The sequence below is a fragment of the Mesorhizobium sp. P2_E6 genome (assembly GCF_056403835.1).
In genome coordinates this window covers 2,501-19,974 of record NZ_JBFUEQ010000007.1, presented here as the reverse complement: position 1 = coordinate 19,974, position 17,474 = coordinate 2,501, and the positions used below count along the sequence as shown (strand labels likewise).

The window sequence follows — 17,474 nt, the reverse complement described above, 5'->3', positions numbered from 1 at the left end:
CGCGGCGACCGCCCCGGATTGCCCTCGACGACCCCCCAATCCGGTCCGCGTCGGGAGAAAGTCTCATATCCTGCATCCGCCTTGGTCCAGCCCTCCTCCATGCCCAACTCACGCCGCCACCACCCCTGGTCAGGATGGCGTCCGGAGTCGCGCCTGGCGCACCAGCGCTGAGGCCGCCCACCGGGCGACGGCCAGGGTCTTGCCGCTGTCCAGGCCCCAGATGTCCTTCAGCACAATCAGCAGTTCGACGCCGAAAATCAGCGACAGCGCCTGCGCCAGGCGCTCGAATTCGCGCGGCGGCAGCTCGCCCCTCAGTGGCGCAAGCGCATCCTCCAGCAGGTCCATGCGATGGCCACGGGTGAAGGGTGGCTCGCCGCCCAGCGTGCCTGCCTGCTCGCGCGCCCATTGGTCCAGCGACAATTTCAGGGCTGCCTTGAACGTTGCCTCGAAGGCCTCGATGCGCGGCATCGCGCTGTCTATCAACTCCGCCACGCGGCGTTCGGCATCGGACGAATCGGATCGCCACTCGAGTATCGGGCCTAGCCCTTCGTCGACCACCGCGTGGACCAGCGCCGCCTGGCTCGGGAAATAGCGATAGGCGGTGGCGCGGGAAACTTCTGCCGCTTCGGCAACCTCGCTGACCGACGGCGTGACGCCCGCCTGCATCAGCCTTGTCGCCGTCTCCAGGATAAGCCGTTTCGTGCGCGCGCGAGGCCCACGCTCCAGCGCCTGGCCGCTACCCCGCTCGGCGTCTTCGCCTGCTGTCGATTGTTGACGTGAGACATCCATGTCAATACGATACGCGCGTCTCAAAAATTTGCAATGACCTTCGCATCGTCGAGCGGCCGGGCAATGAGCGGTGGGGCGCAGCATTGCGCCGGCCTGGATTGGGGAACGCAATGAAGCGCATCTATGTGGTGGGCACGGCTGACACCAAGGGCGAGGAACTCGCCTTCCTGGCGGATGCGATAGCCGCCACGGGCGCCGCCGTTTCGCGCGTCGATGTCGGGACGCGCGACCCAACCGTCGCGGTGGACATCCCAGCGAAAGACATTGCCGGCCATCACCCCGGCGGTCGTGACGCCGTGCTCGGCGGCAATGACCGTGGCGCCGCGGTCGCCGCCATGGGCATCGCCTTCGCCCGCTTTGTCCAATCGCGAAACGACATCGCCGCCATGATCGGCATTGGCGGCGGCGGCGGCACCTCGATCATCACCTCTGGCATGCGTGCCCTACCGCTCGGCCTGCCCAAGATCATGGTCTCGACGCTCGCTTCCGGCGACACCGCGCCCTATGTCGATGTCTCCGACATCGTCATGATGCCATCGGTGACCGACATGGCCGGGCTGAACCGGATTTCCCGTGTCGTCCTGCACAACGCCGCCCTGGCCATATCAGGCATGGCGGCCAGGCCGGCGCCGCCGGCCGATGGCAAACCGTCGATCGGCCTCACCATGTTCGGCGTTACCACCCCTTGCGTGACCGCCATCGCCGACCAGCTTCGCTCGACCTATGACTGCATGGTCTTCCACGCCACCGGCACCGGCGGCCGCAGCATGGAGAAGCTGGCCGACAGCGGCCTGTTGTCGGGGGTCATCGACATCACCACGACGGAGGTCTGCGACCTGCTGTTCGGCGGCGTGCTGCCGGCGACCGAGGATCGTTTCGGTGCGATCGCCCGCACCGGGCTGCCCTATGTCGGCTCGGTCGGCGCGCTCGACATGGTCAACTTCTGGGCGCCGTCGACGATCCCGGAACATTATCGCGGACGGTTGGTGTACGAACACAATCCGAACGTCACGCTGATGCGCACCACGGCGCAGGAGTGCCGCGCAATCGGCGAATGGATCGGCACCAGGCTCGCCCTCTGCGAGGGGCCGGTGCATGTCCTCATTCCGGAAAAAGGTGTCTCGGCGCTCGACATCGAAGGCGGTGCTTTCTTCGATCCAGAGGCCGACGCCGTTCTGTTCGAAGCCGTCGAGCGCACCATCCAGCCGAACGACATGCGCCGCGTCACGCGCCTGCCGCTGCACATCAACGACCCCGAATTCGCCGAGGCCGCGGTTGCGGCCTTTCTCGACATCGCCAGACAGTGAGATCCAGGACATGCCCGCCATACCGCGCAAGGACATACTGAAGAAGTTCAGGGCAATGATCGAAAAGGGCGTGCTGATCGTCGGCGGCGGCGCCGGCACCGGCCTGTCGGCCAAGGCCGAGGAGGCCGGCGGCATCGACCTCATCATCATCTACAATTCCGGCCGCTACCGCATGGCCGGGCGTGGCTCGGCCGCCGGCCTGCTCGCCTATGGCAATGCCAACGAGATCGTCAAGGAGATGGCCTATGAGGTGCTGCCGGTGGTCAAGAAGACGCCGGTGCTGGCCGGCGTCAACGGCACCGACCCGTTCGTCATCATGCCGCTGCTTCTCGCCGAGCTGAAGACGATGGGCTTTTCCGGCGTGCAGAACTTTCCCACCATCGGCTTGTTCGACGGTCAGATGCGGCAAAGCTTCGAGGAGACCGGCATGGGTTTTGGGCTCGAGGTCGAGATGATCGCCGAGGCGCATAAGCTCGACCTGCTGACCACGCCCTATGTCTTCAACCCCGATGAGGCCCGCGCCATGACAAGGGCCGGTGCCGACATCGTCGTCGCCCATATGGGGGTGACGACCGGCGGCTCGATCGGCGCCACCTCGGCCAAGTCGCTCGACGACTGCGTTGTCGAGATCGATGCCATTGCCAACGCGGCCCGTTCGGTGCGCAAGGATGTCATCCTGCTTTGCCATGGCGGGCCGATCTCGATGCCGGATGACGCGCGCTATATCCTCGACCGCTGCAAGGGCCTGCACGGCTTCTATGGCGCAAGCTCGATGGAACGGCTGCCGGCGGAGGCCGCGATCGCCAAACAGACGGCTGATTTCAAGGCCGTCTCGCTTCATGACCAGAAGAAAAAGAAGGGATGATGAGAGATGACCGACAAGAGCAAGATGTTTGTCTACCCCAAGGACGTCAGCGCCTTCGGCTTCGACTGGGGCAGGCTGGCGTTGACGGTGGCCCCTGAAGTGAATGGCGCGACGCGCTTTTCCGGCGGAGTCGTCGACCTGCCCTCCGGCAAGGGCCACACACGCCACAACCATCCGGGCGCGGAGGAAATCATCTTCGTCATCTCAGGCAACGGCGAGCAGATGGTCGAGGACGAGAAGGGCAATCCGGTGGTCGAGAAGGTCGGCCCCGGCTGCACCATCTACGTGCCCGAAAGCCGCTTCCACTCGACGCTCAACACCGGCGATGGGCCAATGCAGCTTTTCGTCGTTTATTCACCAGCCGGGCCGGAACTGGTGCTGCGCGAGCTGCCGGATTTCAGGCTGCTGCCGCCGGGCGACAAATAGGTTTTCCGGACAGCACCTGCCATCCGCCTATGAAGCGCCACCCCTGTTCCATCCCCGGCCCCGGTCGCCGAACATCACATAGCCGGTGTCCGTCACCGCCAGTGTATCCTCCAGCTTGATGAACCCCCGCGTCGGGTGAAGCATGGTCGTCTCGACTGATAGCACCATGTTCTTTTCCAGCGGCTTGGCCGCGTAGGTGCCTTCATAGGTCACCGGATGGTTGGTCATCAGGAACGGCGCTTCGTGCGTGATCAGCCCCATGCCGTGGGCGAAGAAATCCGTATAGGCCGCGACCTTCGAGGCCTTCAGCACACCCTCGGCGTGCGAAATCATGTCGCCGCCAAGCGTGCCCGCCCTGACCTTGGAGAACGCCGCCTTTTGCACTGTCTCGACCTCGGCCAGCAGGTCTTCGAGTTCGGCATCCGGTTCGCCCAGAATGCCCATCCGGCAGAGGTCGCCGATATAGCCGTGATAGTTGCCGCCGGAATCGATCGACAGCACCTCGCCCTTCTTCCACGCCTGCGGTGAAGCGGCGCGGTTATGGCTGGAGCCCAGCGTCAGCAGGCAATATTCGAAATGCGCGCCGCGATTGGTCTCTTCGCGCCGAAGCTGCTCGATGATGTCGGTCTTGGTCGTGCCTTCGCCCGCCCAGGCGATTGTGGCCAGCATGGAATCGGTGATCAGTTCGGAAGCGGTGCGCAGCTTCTCCAGCTCTGCATCGGTCTTGATGGCGCGCATGCTCTCCAGCATGGCTGTCGCATCGATCAGCTTGGCGTCCGGCAATGCCTTGCGGATCAGCGTGTAGGCATCCGATGGCAGGAAGCTCGGCTCGATGCCGATGCGGGCGCCCGTTTTGCCGATCTTCCGCAGGTGCTCGACGGCGAGATTGGCAGCATCGAGCGTGCCCCAGCAGGCGGCGTGCAGGGTCGGTGTCCAGAACGGGTTGTTCTGGTGCTCGGCGCCTTCCATGCGGTTGCCGATATAGGCGGCATGATCGGGTCCGCCCTTCTCATAGATGACGACAGGCAAATAGCGGCTGTGGCCGATCGCATCCATGGCGGCGAAGAAGATGAACTTGTAGCCGCCCAGCAAATACTGCGTGTTGTGCTTGGAGGTCGCCAGCAGCACATCGATGCCTGCCTCCTCCATCAGCCGGTCGACCCTTGCCTGGTCGAACGGGATATTGCTGACGGCACTCTTGCCCTGAGCAATGTTCATCTCTCTCTCCCTGAATTGCCCGAGATCGCCGGCCGTTTGCTCCCGATCCCTTGGCTGTGGATCAAATCTGCACCATTTCGCTCGCTCTGGTCTAGCCAGAAACACGCGAAATGGCCTGCTTCAAACTCACCATATCGTTATGTCAGCGCATTCAACAGAATCTGGTCCTACCAGATCGATCGAATTGAACCGCTCCTCCAAACTGGTCCAGCGGACGAAAATTTCAAAGCCAAGCAAGGATGCGCCAATTCCGTCTCTGGCGAAACCCTCGGCAAGGCTCATAATCGCCACCGCAAGGACGCTGGCGGGCTCGCCGGCGTTCGAGGGGATTGGCGCACCCGGTTGGGTTGCGGAGAGGACGGAGTTCGATCATGTCAGGTTTCACGATTTCCAGACGCCAGATGCTTGCCAGCTCGGCAATGCTGCTGGCCTCCACCGCCATGCCGACATTCGGCTGGGCGCAGACGCCGAAGAAGGGTGGGCGCCTGGTGCTTGCCGCCGATTCCGAGCCGCGCAACCTCAACCCGGCGATCGTCGCCTCCAACGGCGTCTTCTTCATCTCCAGCAAGATCGTCGAAACGCTGGCTGAAGCCTCCTTCGACGGCAAGGACGGGCTTGCGCCGCGGCTGGCCTTGAGCTGGGAAGGCGCTGCCGACGGGCTCTCCGCCACGTTCAAACTGCGCGATGGCGTCAAATGGCATGACGGCAAGCCGTTCACCTCGGCCGATGTCGCCTTCTCGGCGTTGCAGGTATGGAAGCCTCTGCAGAATCTCGGCCGTACCGTGTTCAAGGATCTCGCCGCCGTCGACACGCCGGATGATCTCACCGCCGTGTTCAAATTCGCCAAGCCGACCCCGTTCCAGCTGATCCGCAACGCGCTGCCGGCACTGAGCAGCGTCGTGCCGAAGCACATCTACGAGGTGGGCAAGATCGAGGACAACCCGGCCAACAACGCGCCGATCGGCACCGGGCCGTTCAAATTCGGCGAATACAAGGCTGGCCAGTACTACCGGCTGACGAAGAACACGGATTACTGGGGCAAGGACGAGCCCTATCTCGACGAGATCATCTATCAGGTGCTGCCCGACCGCACGTCGGCGGCGAGTGCACTGGAAGCCGAAGAGATCCAGCTCGCCGCCTTTTCCGCCGTGCCGCTGGCTGACCTCGACCGCATCTCCAAGGTGCCGGGCCTCAAGGTGATCTCCAAGGGCTATGAGGGGTTGACCTATCAGCTCGTCGTCGAGATCAACCATCGCCGCAAGGAGCTGGCCGACCTCAAGGTGCGCCAGGCGATCGCGCATGCCATCGACAAGGATTTCGTCGTCAAGACGGTGTTCCTCGGCTATGCCGCCACCGCCACCGGTCCGGTGCCAAAGAACGATCCGCAATTCTACACCGCTGACGTGCCGACCTATGCCTTCGACGTCGCCAAGGCCAATGTGCTGCTCGACGAGGCCGGTTACAGACGAGGCGCCGACGGCAACCGCTTCTCGCTGAAGCTTTTGCCGGCGCCCTATTTCAACGAGACCAAGCAGTTCGGCGACTATCTGCGCCAGGCGCTCGCCGCCATCGGCATCGATGCCCAGCTGGTGAACAACGACTCGGCCGCGCACATCAAGGCCGTCTACACCGACCACGCCTTCGACCTCGCGGTCGGCCCGTCGGTGTTCCGCGGCGACCCGGCGATCTCGACCACCATCCTGGTGCAGAGCGGCATTCCAGACGGCGTGCCGTTCTCCAACCAGGGTGGCTACAAGAACGATGCGCTCGATGCCTTAATCGCCAAGGCATCCGAGACGCTCGACACAGCTGCCCGCACCGACCTCTACAAAGAATTCCAGAAACAGGTGGCCGCCGACCTGCCGCTGATCAACGTCGCCGAATGGAGCTTCATCAGCGTCGCGCGCGACACCGTCGGCAACATTGCCAACAACCCGCGCTGGGCGGTGTCGAACTGGGCGGACACCTATCTGGAATCGTGACACAGTCGCGCGGATGAAAGTTCGCGGTGAAATCGGTGTTGAAACACGGCCGAAGGCCGCGTTCCTTCACACCCCCCTCTGTCCTACCGGACATCTCCCCCGCAAGGGGGGAGATCGGCGGTTTCGCAGACGGCGGTTCTTTTTCTGCGTGACCACATCGGAGATTGGCGAAAGCAGAGGTGACATCCAATCTCCCCCCTTGCGGGGGAGATGTCCGGCAGGACAGAGGGGGGTGCCTAGACACCGCACTTCTCTCAATCGGCACGGCGTCATGTCATCCCCATGACCCGCGCCCTCATTCTCCTCCGTCGTCGCCTGGTCGGCAGCATCTTCGTGCTGCTGATCGTCGTTGTCGGCACCTTCCTGCTGCTCGAAGCAGCGCCCGGCGATGCGGTCGACGCCTACATCGTCTCCACCGGCGGCGACGCCGGCATGATCGAACTCCTGCGTCATCGCTGGGGCCTCGATCAGTCGGAGCTGACACGGCTGGCCAACTATCTCTGGGCGCTCCTGCATCTCGATCTCGGCCAGTCGGTGACGTTCTCCCGGCCGATCCGCGACATGATCCTCGAGCGGTTGCCCACCACGCTGCTGCTGATGGTCAGCGCCACTGCGCTCTCTTTCGGGCTGGGTTCGGCGCTCGGCATCTACGCCGGCGCCAGACCCGGCAGCGTCCGCGACCGCTTGCTGTCGATCGGCTCGCTGGCGCTCTATGCCGTGCCTGGTTTCTGGCTCGGCCTGGTGCTGATCGTCGTCTTTGCCGTCGACCTGCGCTGGTTGCCGATCGGCGGCATCGAAACCCTGGCGTCGGACAAGACCGGCTTCGACCGTGTCGCCGACATCGCCATTCACCTCGTCCTGCCGGTTTCGGCGCTAGGCTTCATCTATCTGGCGCTCTATCTGCGCATGATGCGTGCCGGCATGGCAGAAGTCTGGCGGCAAGATTTTGTGCTGGCCGCCCGCGCCAAGGGGCTGTCCCGCCGCCGCATCGTCCTCGCCCACGTTGCCCGCAACGCACTCTTGCCACTGGTCACCATGCTCGGGCTGCAATCGGCGCAGATGCTCGGCGGCAGCGTGGTCATCGAGAGCGTCTTTTCCGTGCCCGGCCTCGGCCGGCTGGCGCAGGAAGCGGTGGCCGCGCGGGACACCCCGCTACTGCTCGGGATTATCCTCACCAGCGCCGTCCTGGTCATCGTCATCAACCTGCTCGTCGACATCGCCTATGCCTTTCTCGATCCGCGCGTCGGCGCCGGCGAGGCCGGCACATGAGCCCCGTCAGACGTTTTCTGCGCACACCCGAGGCTGTCGCCGACGCCATCCTCCTGGCGGCGCTGATTGCCATGGCGCTGTCGGCACCGCTGCTGTTTCCCGGAGACCCGCAAGCCATCGCCGGGCCGGCACTGCTGCCGCCATTTCAGGACTGGTCGCTGCCGCTCGGCACCGACCGGCTTGGCCGTGACGTGCTGGCCGAGCTGTTCCACGGCGCCCGCACCTCGCTCGCCGTCGGGCTGGCGGCAGCGGCGACAGCGCTCGCCATAGGCTCTGTGGTTGGCACGCTGGCCGGCTTTGCCGGTGGCCTCGTCGACGAGGTGCTGATGCGCATCACCGACGCTTTCCAGACCGTGCCTGGCTTCCTGCTGGCGCTGGCCTTCGTCAGCGTCGTTGGACCGTCGCTCGGCATCGTCGTGATTGCCATCGCGCTCGGCACATGGCCTGGCCCGGCACGTGTCGCCCGCGCCGAGGTCCTCTCCATTCGGGAGCGCGATTATGTTGCCGGTGCCAGGGTCATCGGCATGCATCCGCTGGCGATCGCTTTTCGCGAAGTTCTGCCCAACGCCTTGCCGCCGGTGCTGGCCATGTCCTCGGTGATCGTCGCCGCCGCAATCCTCACCGAGGCAGCCTTGTCCTTCCTTGGCCTGGGCGATCCCAACAGGGTGACCTGGGGCGGCATGATCGCCGAAGGCCGCGCCGTGCTGCGCACCGCGCCCTTCCTGTCGATCGTCCCGGGCATTGCACTGGTGCTGACGGTACTGGGTGTCTATCTCGCCGGTGAAGGCATCGTCGAAACGACAGCCGTAAGAAGAGGCCTGTCGTGACCGCACTGGCTTCGATCCGCGACCTGACGGTGACCTACCGCCGCGACGGCAACGAGGTCGCTGCGCTGAAGACCATCAACCTCGACATCGTCGCTGGCGAACGCCTGGCCATCATCGGCGAAAGCGGTTCGGGCAAGAGCACGCTGGCATTGGCGATTGCCGGCCTGATGCCGCAGTCTTCTCGAATTGAAGGCCGCATCGGCTGGCTCTTGCCATCGACGCCATCCTCTGGTGCCAAGGCACCCCTCGGCGGCCGCGACATCGGCTTCGTCTTCCAGGATCCGTCCGCCAGCCTCGATCCCGTCATGACTGTCGGCGAGCAGATCGCGGAAGTGGCGTACACCCATCTCGGCCTGACATGGCCGCAGGCGTACGCGAAGGCAAAGAGCCTGCTTGAACGCGTCCGCCTGCCGGACCCAGACTCGGCCCTACAGGCCTTCCCGCATCAACTCTCCGGCGGCCAGAAGCAGCGAGTGGCGATCGCCGCCGCGATTGCGGCGGGTCCGAAATTGCTGATCGCCGACGAGGCGACCAGCGCGCTCGACGCCATCGTGCAGGCCGAGATCGTCGCTTTGATCCGGCGGCTGGTGACAGAGGACGGCATGACGCTGCTGTTCATCAGCCACGACATCGCGCTAGCGGCCGAGCTTGCCGAACGGATTGCCGTGTTCCGTCATGGTGAACTGCTCGAGCTCGGAATGACGGCACAGATCGTTGGTGCGCCAACCCAAGCCTATACTCGCATGCTGCTCGATGCCCATATCGGCCTCGACGCCGCGCCGCTGCTCAACCGAGCCGGGCTCGACGCATGAGCTTGCTCACGGTTTCCAACCTCACCAAGAGCTACCGTCGCGGCGGCAAGACCATTGCCGCCGTCGACGATGTCTCCTTTCACATCGACCCCGGCGAAACGCTGGCGCTGGCAGGACCGTCCGGCAGCGGCAAGTCGACGATCGCGCGGCTGGTGCTGCGGCTGATCGAACCGGATGCAGGCCGTATCGAATTCGAAGGCAATGATTTCCTGGCTTTGAGTGGCGCAGCACTCCGGGTGCGACGCGCCCGCCTGCAGATGGTGTTCCAGGACCCGCTTGCCGCCTTCAACCCGCGCGCCACGGTGGCGCGTGTGCTCGACGACCCCTTGCGCATCCATGGCATCGCCGCTCGCGCCGAGCGCCCGCGCCGCATCGCCGCCTTGCTGGAGCGCGTCGGGCTGACCGCTGATGTCGCCCCGCGCGCCATCCATGAAATCTCCGGCGGCCAGCGCCAGCGCGTCGCCATCGCTCGCGCCATCGCGACTAAGCCGTCGCTGATCGTGCTGGACGAGGCAGTGTCGGCGCTGGACGTCTCGGTGCGTGGGCAGATCCTCGAATTGCTGCTCGACCTGCAACGCCAGGAACGGATCGCCTATGTCTTCATTTCACATGATCTCGGCGTCGTCCGGGCGATCGCCCACCGTGTTGTCCTCCTCGAAGCCGGCCAAATTGCCGAGTGCGGCGATGCCCGGACCGTCATCGACGCGCCGCAATCTAGCATCGGCAAGGCACTGGTGGCGGCCGCGCCAAGATTGAACAGGACCCGACCATGACCCCGAACCGAAGGACGGCGCCGGTGAAAACCGAAATCCGGTTTTCGGGACAAGACAATGGTCGAACAACAGACCAGGACGCAACATGACCGACCCCGAAGCCAGAGCCGAAAGACTGTCGCGCGAACTCGATTCCGCCTTTCGCAACCGCGCCGATCTTTATCGTCTGTTCCTCGAAGAACTGACTGGAGAGCTTGGCGCAGAACGAGCCGAAGCGATCATGATCCGCGCCATCGAACAGCGCGGCAAGGAAGTGGCTGCAGCCGCCTTCGCCAGCTTCGGCGCCAACGATGCACGCGCGATCGGCGAAGCCTTCCTGGCCATCAGCCCTGACGGCGGCCGCATGTATCCGACCGATGTCGAACGCAGCGATAACCGCATCGCCTTCAAGGTCAGACGCTGCCCGCTGAAGGACGCCTGGGTCGAGGCCGGGCTCGGTGACGAGAAACTTGCCACGCTCTGCCGTATTGCCGGCGCCTTCGACCGCGGCCTGTTCGAGGCGACTGGTGTGCGTTTCGACAACGTCACCTGGACGCCGGGCCACGGCTCCGGCTGCTGCCACATCGCGCTGACCAACAGGGCGGGCGATCAGGAGGCAGACGATGCTCGACGCGCCTCATCGAACTGAAGGACGTCGGCAACGCCGACGCTGTTCGAAAGAAGCCTGACAAGATCGGCCGGGCTTGGTTGAACCTTCGTTCGATCAGTAGCCGACGGTGAAGCGCTGCCTGACGTGGGCCGGGTTCTCGATCTCGTCGACCATGACGATGGCGTAGTCCTCGAACGAAATGCTGCTGCCCTTGTCCGAAGCAAGAAGCGTGTCCTTGCCGAGGCGGAATTGGCCGGTGCGCTCGCCGGGAATGAACATGGCGGACGGCGACAGGAACGTCCAGTCGAGGTCACCGACGGTCTTCAGCCTGTCCAGGAAGTCCGCGCCCTTCTGCGCTTCAGCCTTGTAGATCGCCGGGAATTCCGGTGTATCGACCAGACGCTTGCCGGGTGCGACTTCGAGACTGCCGGCACCGCCGACAATGAGATAGCGCTTCACGCCGGAGGCGCGCACGGCAGCGATCAGCGCGTCGGCATCACTGTCCAGAAAATGCACGGCGCTGATCACCACATCATGGCCGCGGATCAGGTTAGCGAGGCCTTCCTTGTCGAAGACATCGCCCTTCCTGGCTGTCACGCCCGGCAGCGCCGCGATCCTTTCCGGGTTACGGGCAATGCCGGTGACCGTGTGGCCGCGATCGGAGAGTTCCCTGAGAAGGCGCGAACCGACAGCGCCTGATGCGCCGATGAGAGCGACTTTTGCCATGTCTTTTCCGTTTCCTTGTTGGAGATTGCTGGTGGATGGATCACGCCGCGATGTGGGCGACGAGGTTGTCGAAGCTGCCGAACAATGCATTCGATCCGATGAGTCGGGGCGCGTCGTTGCGCATGACCGCCAGAGCGGGCACGCCATCGGCATGCAGGCGCTGGAACAGCGCGCGGCCACGGCCGACCAACTCGCGGTGGGCCGTCATCAGCTCTTCCGTCGGCGCCTTCAGCAGGTCGCCGGCGCTCTTCATGCCGGCGGCGGCGAGCACCTGGGCAACGCCGTCGATCGTCACGATATCGCGGCCGTCGACATAGCGCGCGCGCTGGATCGTCTTCAGCGCGAAAAGCCGGCGGCTGGGATCTTCCAGGCCGGCAGCACTGATGCCGAGTGTGGCGGCGTGGGAGTCCAGCAAGGTGCCGCGGACATTGAGGACGTTGCGTTGATAGGCCTGCGTGAACTTCTGTCCGGTGAGCCGCTCGATGCGCTGATCGTTCGCCCAGGCGTGGGCGGCAAAACCTTCATCCATCGGACGCGCGCCGGCACCCGAGAACAAGCCGGTCGGCAGCAGCTCGACGCACACGCCGCCGGCCGACAGCCTGTCCAGCATCGGGGTGGCGCCATAGCACCAGCCGCAGAGCGGATCGAAGAGGTAGGTCACTTCTGAATTGCTCAAGATCGCTGCCATCCTTGGTGCGGAAATGCCGGCCACCGACCGGTCGAATGTGTTGGCGCATCCATGACAGGCGACAGCCTTGCGATAAACAGCGTCCAATAATACAAACTGTCTGATCTGATCAGACAAAAAGGCTGTCGCTTTGGCCGAACTTCTGAACCTCAATCGGCTCGCCTACTTCACCACGGTGATGGAAACCGGCTCGTTCACCGCAGCGGCTGACCGGCTTGGTGTAGCCAAGGCCGTCGTCAGTCACCAGATCGGCAAGCTCGAGGAGGAACTGGGCGCAACGCTGCTTCAGCGCACCACACGGCGCGTCACGCCAACCGAAGAAGGTCGCCTCTTTTATGATCGCGCGATGATCATCCTGCGGGAGGCAGAGGCGGCCTATGGCGAAATTTCGCACGGAGCGGTCGAGCCGAGCGGGACGCTGAGGCTAACCGCGCCGCTCGACTACGGCACCAAGATCGTGGCCCCGGTCATGGCCGCCTATCTGAAGACCTATCCGCATATGCGCGTCGAGGCGATCTTCGATGACGCGGTGAGCAATCTGGTGGACGAGCAGATCGATCTCGGCATCCGCGTCGGCTGGCTCGCCGATTCCTCCAACCAGGCGCGCCGCCTGGGCACGATACGGCAGACCGTGGTGGCGAACCCCGCCTTCGCGGCAAGCCTGCCGCCCGACGTCAGCCCGCGCCAGGCAAGATCGCTGGCCTGGGTCGGCAACGCCCAGCTGCGCGGCATCGGCCAATGGCTGTTTTCCAGGGATGGTGAAACGGTTTTGACCGAACTCAATCCGATCATCATGTGCGACAAGAGCCCCGCCGCCCTTGCCTGCGTGCTCGCCGGCATCGGACTGGGCGTATTTCCCGACTACAGCGTCAGCGATGATATCGCCGAGGGACGGCTGGTGCCGGTGTTTACCGACTGGAGCTTACCCACCGGCGGCATCCATGCCGTCTTTCCGCCGGCCCGGTTCCGGCCCGCCAAGGTGCGCGCCTTCGTCGACTTGCTCGCGGCGGCCGAGAAAAACCGATCGCGCGGCCGCACCATGGCGTGACGCCTATTCGGCGACCTGTTGCAGGACGCTGCAACAGATGGGCAATTTCCGCCGCATGGAAACGTCAGAGACAACTTACATTGATGGGAGAATCGACGGCGAGGCGTCCCAAACGCGCAACGCCCGCCGGCTTTTGGCCAGGCGGGCGTTTGGTTGCTGGAACGGGCTTTGTCTTATTTGTCCTGCTGCGTCGGCTTGGTTCCTTGCGGGCCCTGAGGGGTTCGAATCCATGGCCACGGTCGGCCAGATACAAAAACAGCCCGGGCTTGGCCGGGCTGTCTTAATTTGGTTGCGGGGACAGGATTTGAACCTGTGACCTTCAGGTTATGAGCCTGACGAGCTACCGGGCTGCTCCACCCCGCGTCAACTAGAAGTAAGCGCAAGCCTACGATAGGGATGGCCTACAGATAGGTAGATGCCTCACCAAATGAAAGGGCCGCTTACGCGGCCCGTGATCCCGTTGGCGGGCCTGTTCATAAAGAGAAGATTTCTCTGCATCCGATTTGGATGTGAGATCAACGTGCGTTTGGCAGACCTGGCAGCGACCTACTCTCCCGCGTCTTGAGACGAAGTACCATCAGCGCTGGAGCGTTTCACGGCCGAGTTCGGAATGGGATCGGGTGCAGCCGCTCCGCCATAACCACCAGGTCGGCAAAACGCACGTTGTTTCGAGAAGCTTTTGAGCGAATAGCTATTAGTGAGTAGCCAATAGGGATTACCTATTTTTTGGCCGTCTCGGAGCTGTTCGCTGGTCTTTTTTGTGCCTGGCTGTTCTTGGGGTCTGGCCCTTCGAAGCGAAGCTTCGCAAGGTCGACCGACCGTCGGCGCCGATGCGCCGCACCCACGTAGCGCCGCCCGCAGGGCGGAACAAGCGTGAGTAAGAACAAACCATCTGACTTCTGGCGACAATCCTTTGGATTGCGCCGAGATGGGCATAAGGAATGAGAACGATCAAGCCGATCGAACTATTAGTACCGGTAAGCTTCAAGCGTTGCCGCTCTTCCACACCCGGCCTATCAACGTGGTCGTCTTCCACGGTTCTCAGGGAATACTCGTTTTAAGGTGGGTTTCCCGCTTAGATGCCTTCAGCGGTTATCCCGTCCGGATATAGCTACCCTGCTATGCGGCTGGCGCCACAACAGGTCCACCAGAGATCCGTCCATCCCGGTCCTCTCGTACTAGGGACAGATCCTTTCAATATTCCTACACCCACGGCAGATAGGGACCGAACTGTCTCACGACGTTCTGAACCCAACTCACGTACCGCTTTAAATGGCGAACAGCCATACCCTTGGGACCTGCTCCAGCCCCAGGATGCGATGAGTCGACATCGAGGTGCCAAACAACCCCGTCGATATGGACTCTTGGGGGTCATCAGCCTGTTATCCCCGGCGTACCTTTTATTCGTTGAGCGATGGCCCTTCCACGCGGGACCACCGGATCACTATGACCGACTTTCGTCTCTGCTCGACTTGTCAGTCTCGCAGTCAGGCAGGCTTATGCCATTGCACTCAGCGAACGATTTCCGACCGTTCTGAGCCCACCATCGCGCGCCTCCGTTACTCTTTAGGAGGCGACCGCCCCAGTCAAACTACCCACCATACATTGTCCCGGACCCGGATAACGGGCCGCGGTTAGACATCCATAGTAATAAGGGTGGTATTTCAAGGGTGGCTCCACCTGAGCTGGCGCCCAGGTTTCAAAGCCTACCACCTATCCTACACATGCCACTACGAATGCCAATGTAAAGCTATAGTAAAGGTGCACGGGGTCTTTCCGTCTAACCGCAGGAACCCCGCATCTTCACGGGGAATTCAATTTCACTGAGTCTATGCTGGAGACAGCGGGGAAGTCGTTACGCCATTCGTGCAGGTCGGAACTTACCCGACAAGGAATTTCGCTACCTTAGGACCGTTATAGTTACGGCCGCCGTTTACTGGGGCTTCGATTCAGAGCTTGCACCCCTCCTCTTAACCTTCCAGCACCGGGCAGGCGTCAGACCCTATACGTCGTCTTGCGACTTCGCAGAGCCCTGTGTTTTTGATAAACAGTCGCTACCCCCTGGTCTGTGCCACCCTCCTCCACTTGCGTGGAAAAGGGTCACGCTTCTTCCGAAGTTACGCGTGCAATTTGCCGAGTTCCTTCAGCATAGTTCTCTCAAGCGCCTTGGTATACTCTACCAGACCACCAGTGTCGGTTTCGGGTACGGTTTATAAGGAGGAGCTATTTCCTGGAACCACGCAGCAGCCCGTTCAATCCGATAAGATTGGACTACCTCAATGATCCGTCACTACCTCCAAGCCCACGAATATTAACGTGGTTCCCATCGACTACGCGTTTCCGCCTCGTCTTAGGGGCCGGCTAACCCTGCTCAGATTAGCTTTAAGCAGGAACCCTTGGTCTTTCGGCGGGGGAGTCTCTCACTCCCCTTACGTTACTCATGTCAGCATTCGCACTTCTGATACCTCCACCACCCCTCACGGGTATGGCTTCATCAGCTTACAGAACGCTCCGCTACCGCTCGTGATTGCTCACGAACCCTAAGCTTCGGTGTATGGCTTTAGCCCCGTTACATTTTCGGCGCAAAGACCCTTATTTAGACCAGTGAGCTGTTACGCTTTCTTTAAATGATGGCTGCTTCTAAGCCAACATCCTGGTTGTTTTGGGATCCTCACATCCTTTCCCACTTAGCCATAACTTGGGGACCTTAGCTGTAGGTCAGGGTTGTTTCCCTTTTCACGACGGACGTTAGCACCCGCCGTGTGTCTGCCGACTAGTACTCCCAGGTATTCGGAGTTTGGTTAGGTTTGGTAATCCGGTGAGGACCCCTAGCCCATCCAGTGCTCTACCCCCTGGGGTATTCGGTCGACGCTCTACCTAAATAGATTTCGCGGAGAACCAGCTATTTCCGAGTTTGATTGGCCTTTCACCCCTAGCCACAAGTCATCCCGAACTATTGCAACAGTTATGGGTTCGGTCCTCCAGTAAGTGTTACCTTACCTTCAACCTGCTCATGGCTAGATCACTCGGTTTCGGGTCTAATGCGACGAACTGAACGCCCTGTTCAGACTCGCTTTCGCTGCGCCTACACCTAGCGGTTTAAGCTTGCTCGTCACACTAAGTCGCTGACCCATTATACAAAAGGTACGTGGTCACCCAGGACGAACCTTGGGCTTCCACTGTTTGTAGGCAATCGGTTTCAGGTACTCTTTCACTCCCCTTGTCGGGGTGCTTTTCACCTTTCCCTCACGGTACTAGTTCGCTATCGGTCATGCACGAGTACTTAGGCTTGGAGGGTGGTCCCCCCAATTTCAGACAGGATTTCACGTGTCCCGCCTTACTCGAGGACGATGATTTGCATTACGCGTACGGGACTGTCACCCACTATGGCCCTACTTTCCAGAAGGTTCCGCTTGTCTCATCATCGCCACTGGCCTGGTCCGGGTTCGCTCGCCGCTACTTCCGGAGTCTCGGTTGATGTCCTTTCCTACGGGTACTTAGATGTTTCAGTTCCCCGCGTTCGCCACTTTACCCCTATGTATTCAGGGTAAGTTACCTATTATCGATACTCGGAAACCACAGCAGCATCAGCGTAATCTCGAAGAGATTGTCGCTCCAACGCGCCCCCAAAGGGATCGCGCCGGCCTGCTGCTCTGATTTTCCAAGTACCTTAGGTGGGTTTCCCCATTCGGAAATCTACGGATCAAAGGGTATTCGCACCTCCCCGTAGCTTATCGCAGCGTATCACGTCCTTCATCGCCTGTGCATGCCAAGGCATCCACCAATTGCCCTTAAGACACTTGATCGTTCTCATTGCCAATGCCCACCTGCGCGACCTCGAAGAGATCGTCGCTTCAGCCAAATCCCGAAGGATCCTGCTTCAGCGCGACCCCGAAGGGATCGTCGCATGGGCCAAATCCTGTGCGGGATTTAGCCCGATGTCATTGGCACAAAAAGACCAGCTTCTCGAGATCGGTTCGAGGGTGCGGTTAGGCAAACCCATCATATGCGGGAGATTGAGCGTCTCCCGCGACAAATCACAAGCCTTTTGGGCTCATGAAGTTCGAACAAATCTTCTCTTTACGATGTCAAACAGAACAGGCGGGAAAGCCAAGAAAGCTTCCCGCAAATCTTTTTTCGAATGACTTTTTCTCG

The 17,474-nt window shown here is 61.9% G+C and carries 15 protein-coding genes, 1 tRNA gene and 2 rRNA genes; 11 read left to right on the top strand and 7 right to left on the bottom strand.

Going from position 1 to position 17,474, the window contains the following annotated elements; genetic code table 11:
- Positions 1-129: 129 nt before the first annotated feature.
- Positions 130-789 (bottom strand): TetR/AcrR family transcriptional regulator, encoded by a 660-nt coding sequence (locus AC1D08_RS18410; RefSeq protein WP_457154412.1) that lies wholly within the window; start codon positions 787-789, stop codon positions 130-132.
- 110 nt (positions 790-899) lie between these two features.
- On the opposite strand from AC1D08_RS18410, the gene AC1D08_RS18405 reads away from it, so the two are divergent.
- From AC1D08_RS18405 to AC1D08_RS18395, 3 genes are read left to right on the top strand one after another with little or no spacing between them, the layout of a single operon-like run.
- Entirely contained in the window at positions 900-2,096 is a 1,197-nt protein-coding gene (locus tag AC1D08_RS18405; protein ID WP_457154410.1) for a Tm-1-like ATP-binding domain-containing protein, read from the top strand.
- Positions 2,097-2,106: 10 nt separating this feature from the next.
- Positions 2,107-2,961, top strand: a complete 855-nt coding sequence (locus AC1D08_RS18400; protein ID WP_477423710.1) for a phosphoenolpyruvate hydrolase family protein — start codon at positions 2,107-2,109, stop codon at positions 2,959-2,961.
- A 6-nt stretch (positions 2,962-2,967) separates the two neighbouring features.
- Complete coding sequence (locus tag AC1D08_RS18395) at positions 2,968-3,387, top strand: cupin domain-containing protein (RefSeq protein WP_457151941.1); 420 nt, start codon at positions 2,968-2,970, stop codon at positions 3,385-3,387.
- 27 nt (positions 3,388-3,414) lie between these two features.
- On the opposite strand, the gene AC1D08_RS18390 is transcribed toward AC1D08_RS18395, so the two are convergent.
- Entirely contained in the window at positions 3,415-4,605 is a 1,191-nt protein-coding gene (locus AC1D08_RS18390; RefSeq protein ID WP_457151942.1) for a M24 family metallopeptidase, read from the bottom strand.
- A 371-nt stretch (positions 4,606-4,976) separates the two neighbouring features.
- Here AC1D08_RS18390 and AC1D08_RS18385 point away from each other — a divergent pair, with 371 nt between their 5' ends.
- The 6 genes from AC1D08_RS18385 to AC1D08_RS18360 all read left to right on the top strand — a co-directional run bounded on the left by AC1D08_RS18385 (position 4,977) and on the right by AC1D08_RS18360 (position 10,896).
- Positions 4,977-6,587, top strand: coding sequence for an ABC transporter substrate-binding protein (locus AC1D08_RS18385; RefSeq protein WP_457151943.1), 1,611 nt, complete (start codon positions 4,977-4,979; stop codon positions 6,585-6,587).
- 282 nt (positions 6,588-6,869) lie between these two features.
- The gene (locus AC1D08_RS18380; RefSeq protein WP_457151944.1) at positions 6,870-7,856 is read left to right on the top strand and encodes an ABC transporter permease; all 987 of its coding nucleotides are present in this window, start codon (positions 6,870-6,872) and stop codon (positions 7,854-7,856) included.
- Positions 7,853-8,683 carry an ABC transporter permease gene (locus tag AC1D08_RS18375; RefSeq protein ID WP_457151945.1) on the top strand — a complete coding sequence of 277 codons (831 nt, stop codon included), beginning with the start codon at positions 7,853-7,855 and terminating at the stop codon, positions 8,681-8,683. Before AC1D08_RS18380 ends, AC1D08_RS18375 begins: the two co-directional genes overlap by 4 nt.
- Complete coding sequence (locus AC1D08_RS18370; RefSeq protein WP_457151946.1) at positions 8,680-9,495, top strand: ABC transporter ATP-binding protein; 816 nt, start codon at positions 8,680-8,682, stop codon at positions 9,493-9,495. Before AC1D08_RS18375 ends, AC1D08_RS18370 begins: the two co-directional genes overlap by 4 nt.
- Positions 9,492-10,268: an ATP-binding cassette domain-containing protein gene (locus AC1D08_RS18365; RefSeq protein ID WP_457151947.1), complete on the top strand. Its 777-nt coding sequence runs from the start codon at positions 9,492-9,494 to the stop codon at positions 10,266-10,268. The genes AC1D08_RS18370 and AC1D08_RS18365 overlap by 4 nt, the downstream gene beginning before the upstream one ends.
- An 85-nt stretch (positions 10,269-10,353) precedes the next feature.
- On the top strand, positions 10,354-10,896 hold the full coding sequence (locus AC1D08_RS18360) for an L-2-amino-thiazoline-4-carboxylic acid hydrolase (protein WP_457151948.1): 543 nt from the start codon (positions 10,354-10,356) through the stop codon (positions 10,894-10,896).
- A 75-nt stretch (positions 10,897-10,971) separates the two neighbouring features.
- Here the strand turns inward: AC1D08_RS18360 and AC1D08_RS18355 are convergent, their stop codons facing one another.
- Together AC1D08_RS18355 and AC1D08_RS18350 are read right to left on the bottom strand one after the other, a co-directional pair.
- Complete coding sequence (locus AC1D08_RS18355; protein ID WP_457151949.1) at positions 10,972-11,583, bottom strand: NAD(P)-dependent oxidoreductase; 612 nt, start codon at positions 11,581-11,583, stop codon at positions 10,972-10,974.
- Positions 11,584-11,623: 40 nt separating this feature from the next.
- A complete protein-coding gene (locus AC1D08_RS18350) occupies positions 11,624-12,259 on the bottom strand; it encodes a DsbA family protein (protein ID WP_457151950.1) in 636 nt (211 codons plus the stop codon).
- 142 nt (positions 12,260-12,401) lie between these two features.
- Here AC1D08_RS18350 and AC1D08_RS18345 point away from each other — a divergent pair, with 142 nt between their 5' ends.
- Entirely contained in the window at positions 12,402-13,319 is a 918-nt protein-coding gene (locus tag AC1D08_RS18345) for a LysR family transcriptional regulator (RefSeq protein WP_457151951.1), read from the top strand.
- Positions 13,320-13,605: 286 nt separating this feature from the next.
- On the opposite strand, the gene AC1D08_RS18340 is transcribed toward AC1D08_RS18345, so the two are convergent.
- The 3 genes from AC1D08_RS18340 to AC1D08_RS18330 form a co-directional block, all read right to left on the bottom strand.
- Positions 13,606-13,682, bottom strand: a tRNA-Met gene (locus AC1D08_RS18340).
- Between the two features lie 170 nt (positions 13,683-13,852).
- A 5S ribosomal RNA gene (gene rrf, locus AC1D08_RS18335) occupies positions 13,853-13,967 on the bottom strand.
- 299 nt (positions 13,968-14,266) lie between these two features.
- A 23S ribosomal RNA gene (locus tag AC1D08_RS18330) occupies positions 14,267-17,125 on the bottom strand.
- On the opposite strand from AC1D08_RS18330, the gene AC1D08_RS18325 reads away from it, so the two are divergent.
- A complete protein-coding gene (locus tag AC1D08_RS18325; RefSeq protein ID WP_477228969.1) occupies positions 17,120-17,464 on the top strand; it encodes a hypothetical protein in 345 nt (114 codons plus the stop codon). The genes AC1D08_RS18330 and AC1D08_RS18325 overlap by 6 nt on opposite strands.
- Positions 17,465-17,474: the final 10 nt, after the last annotated feature.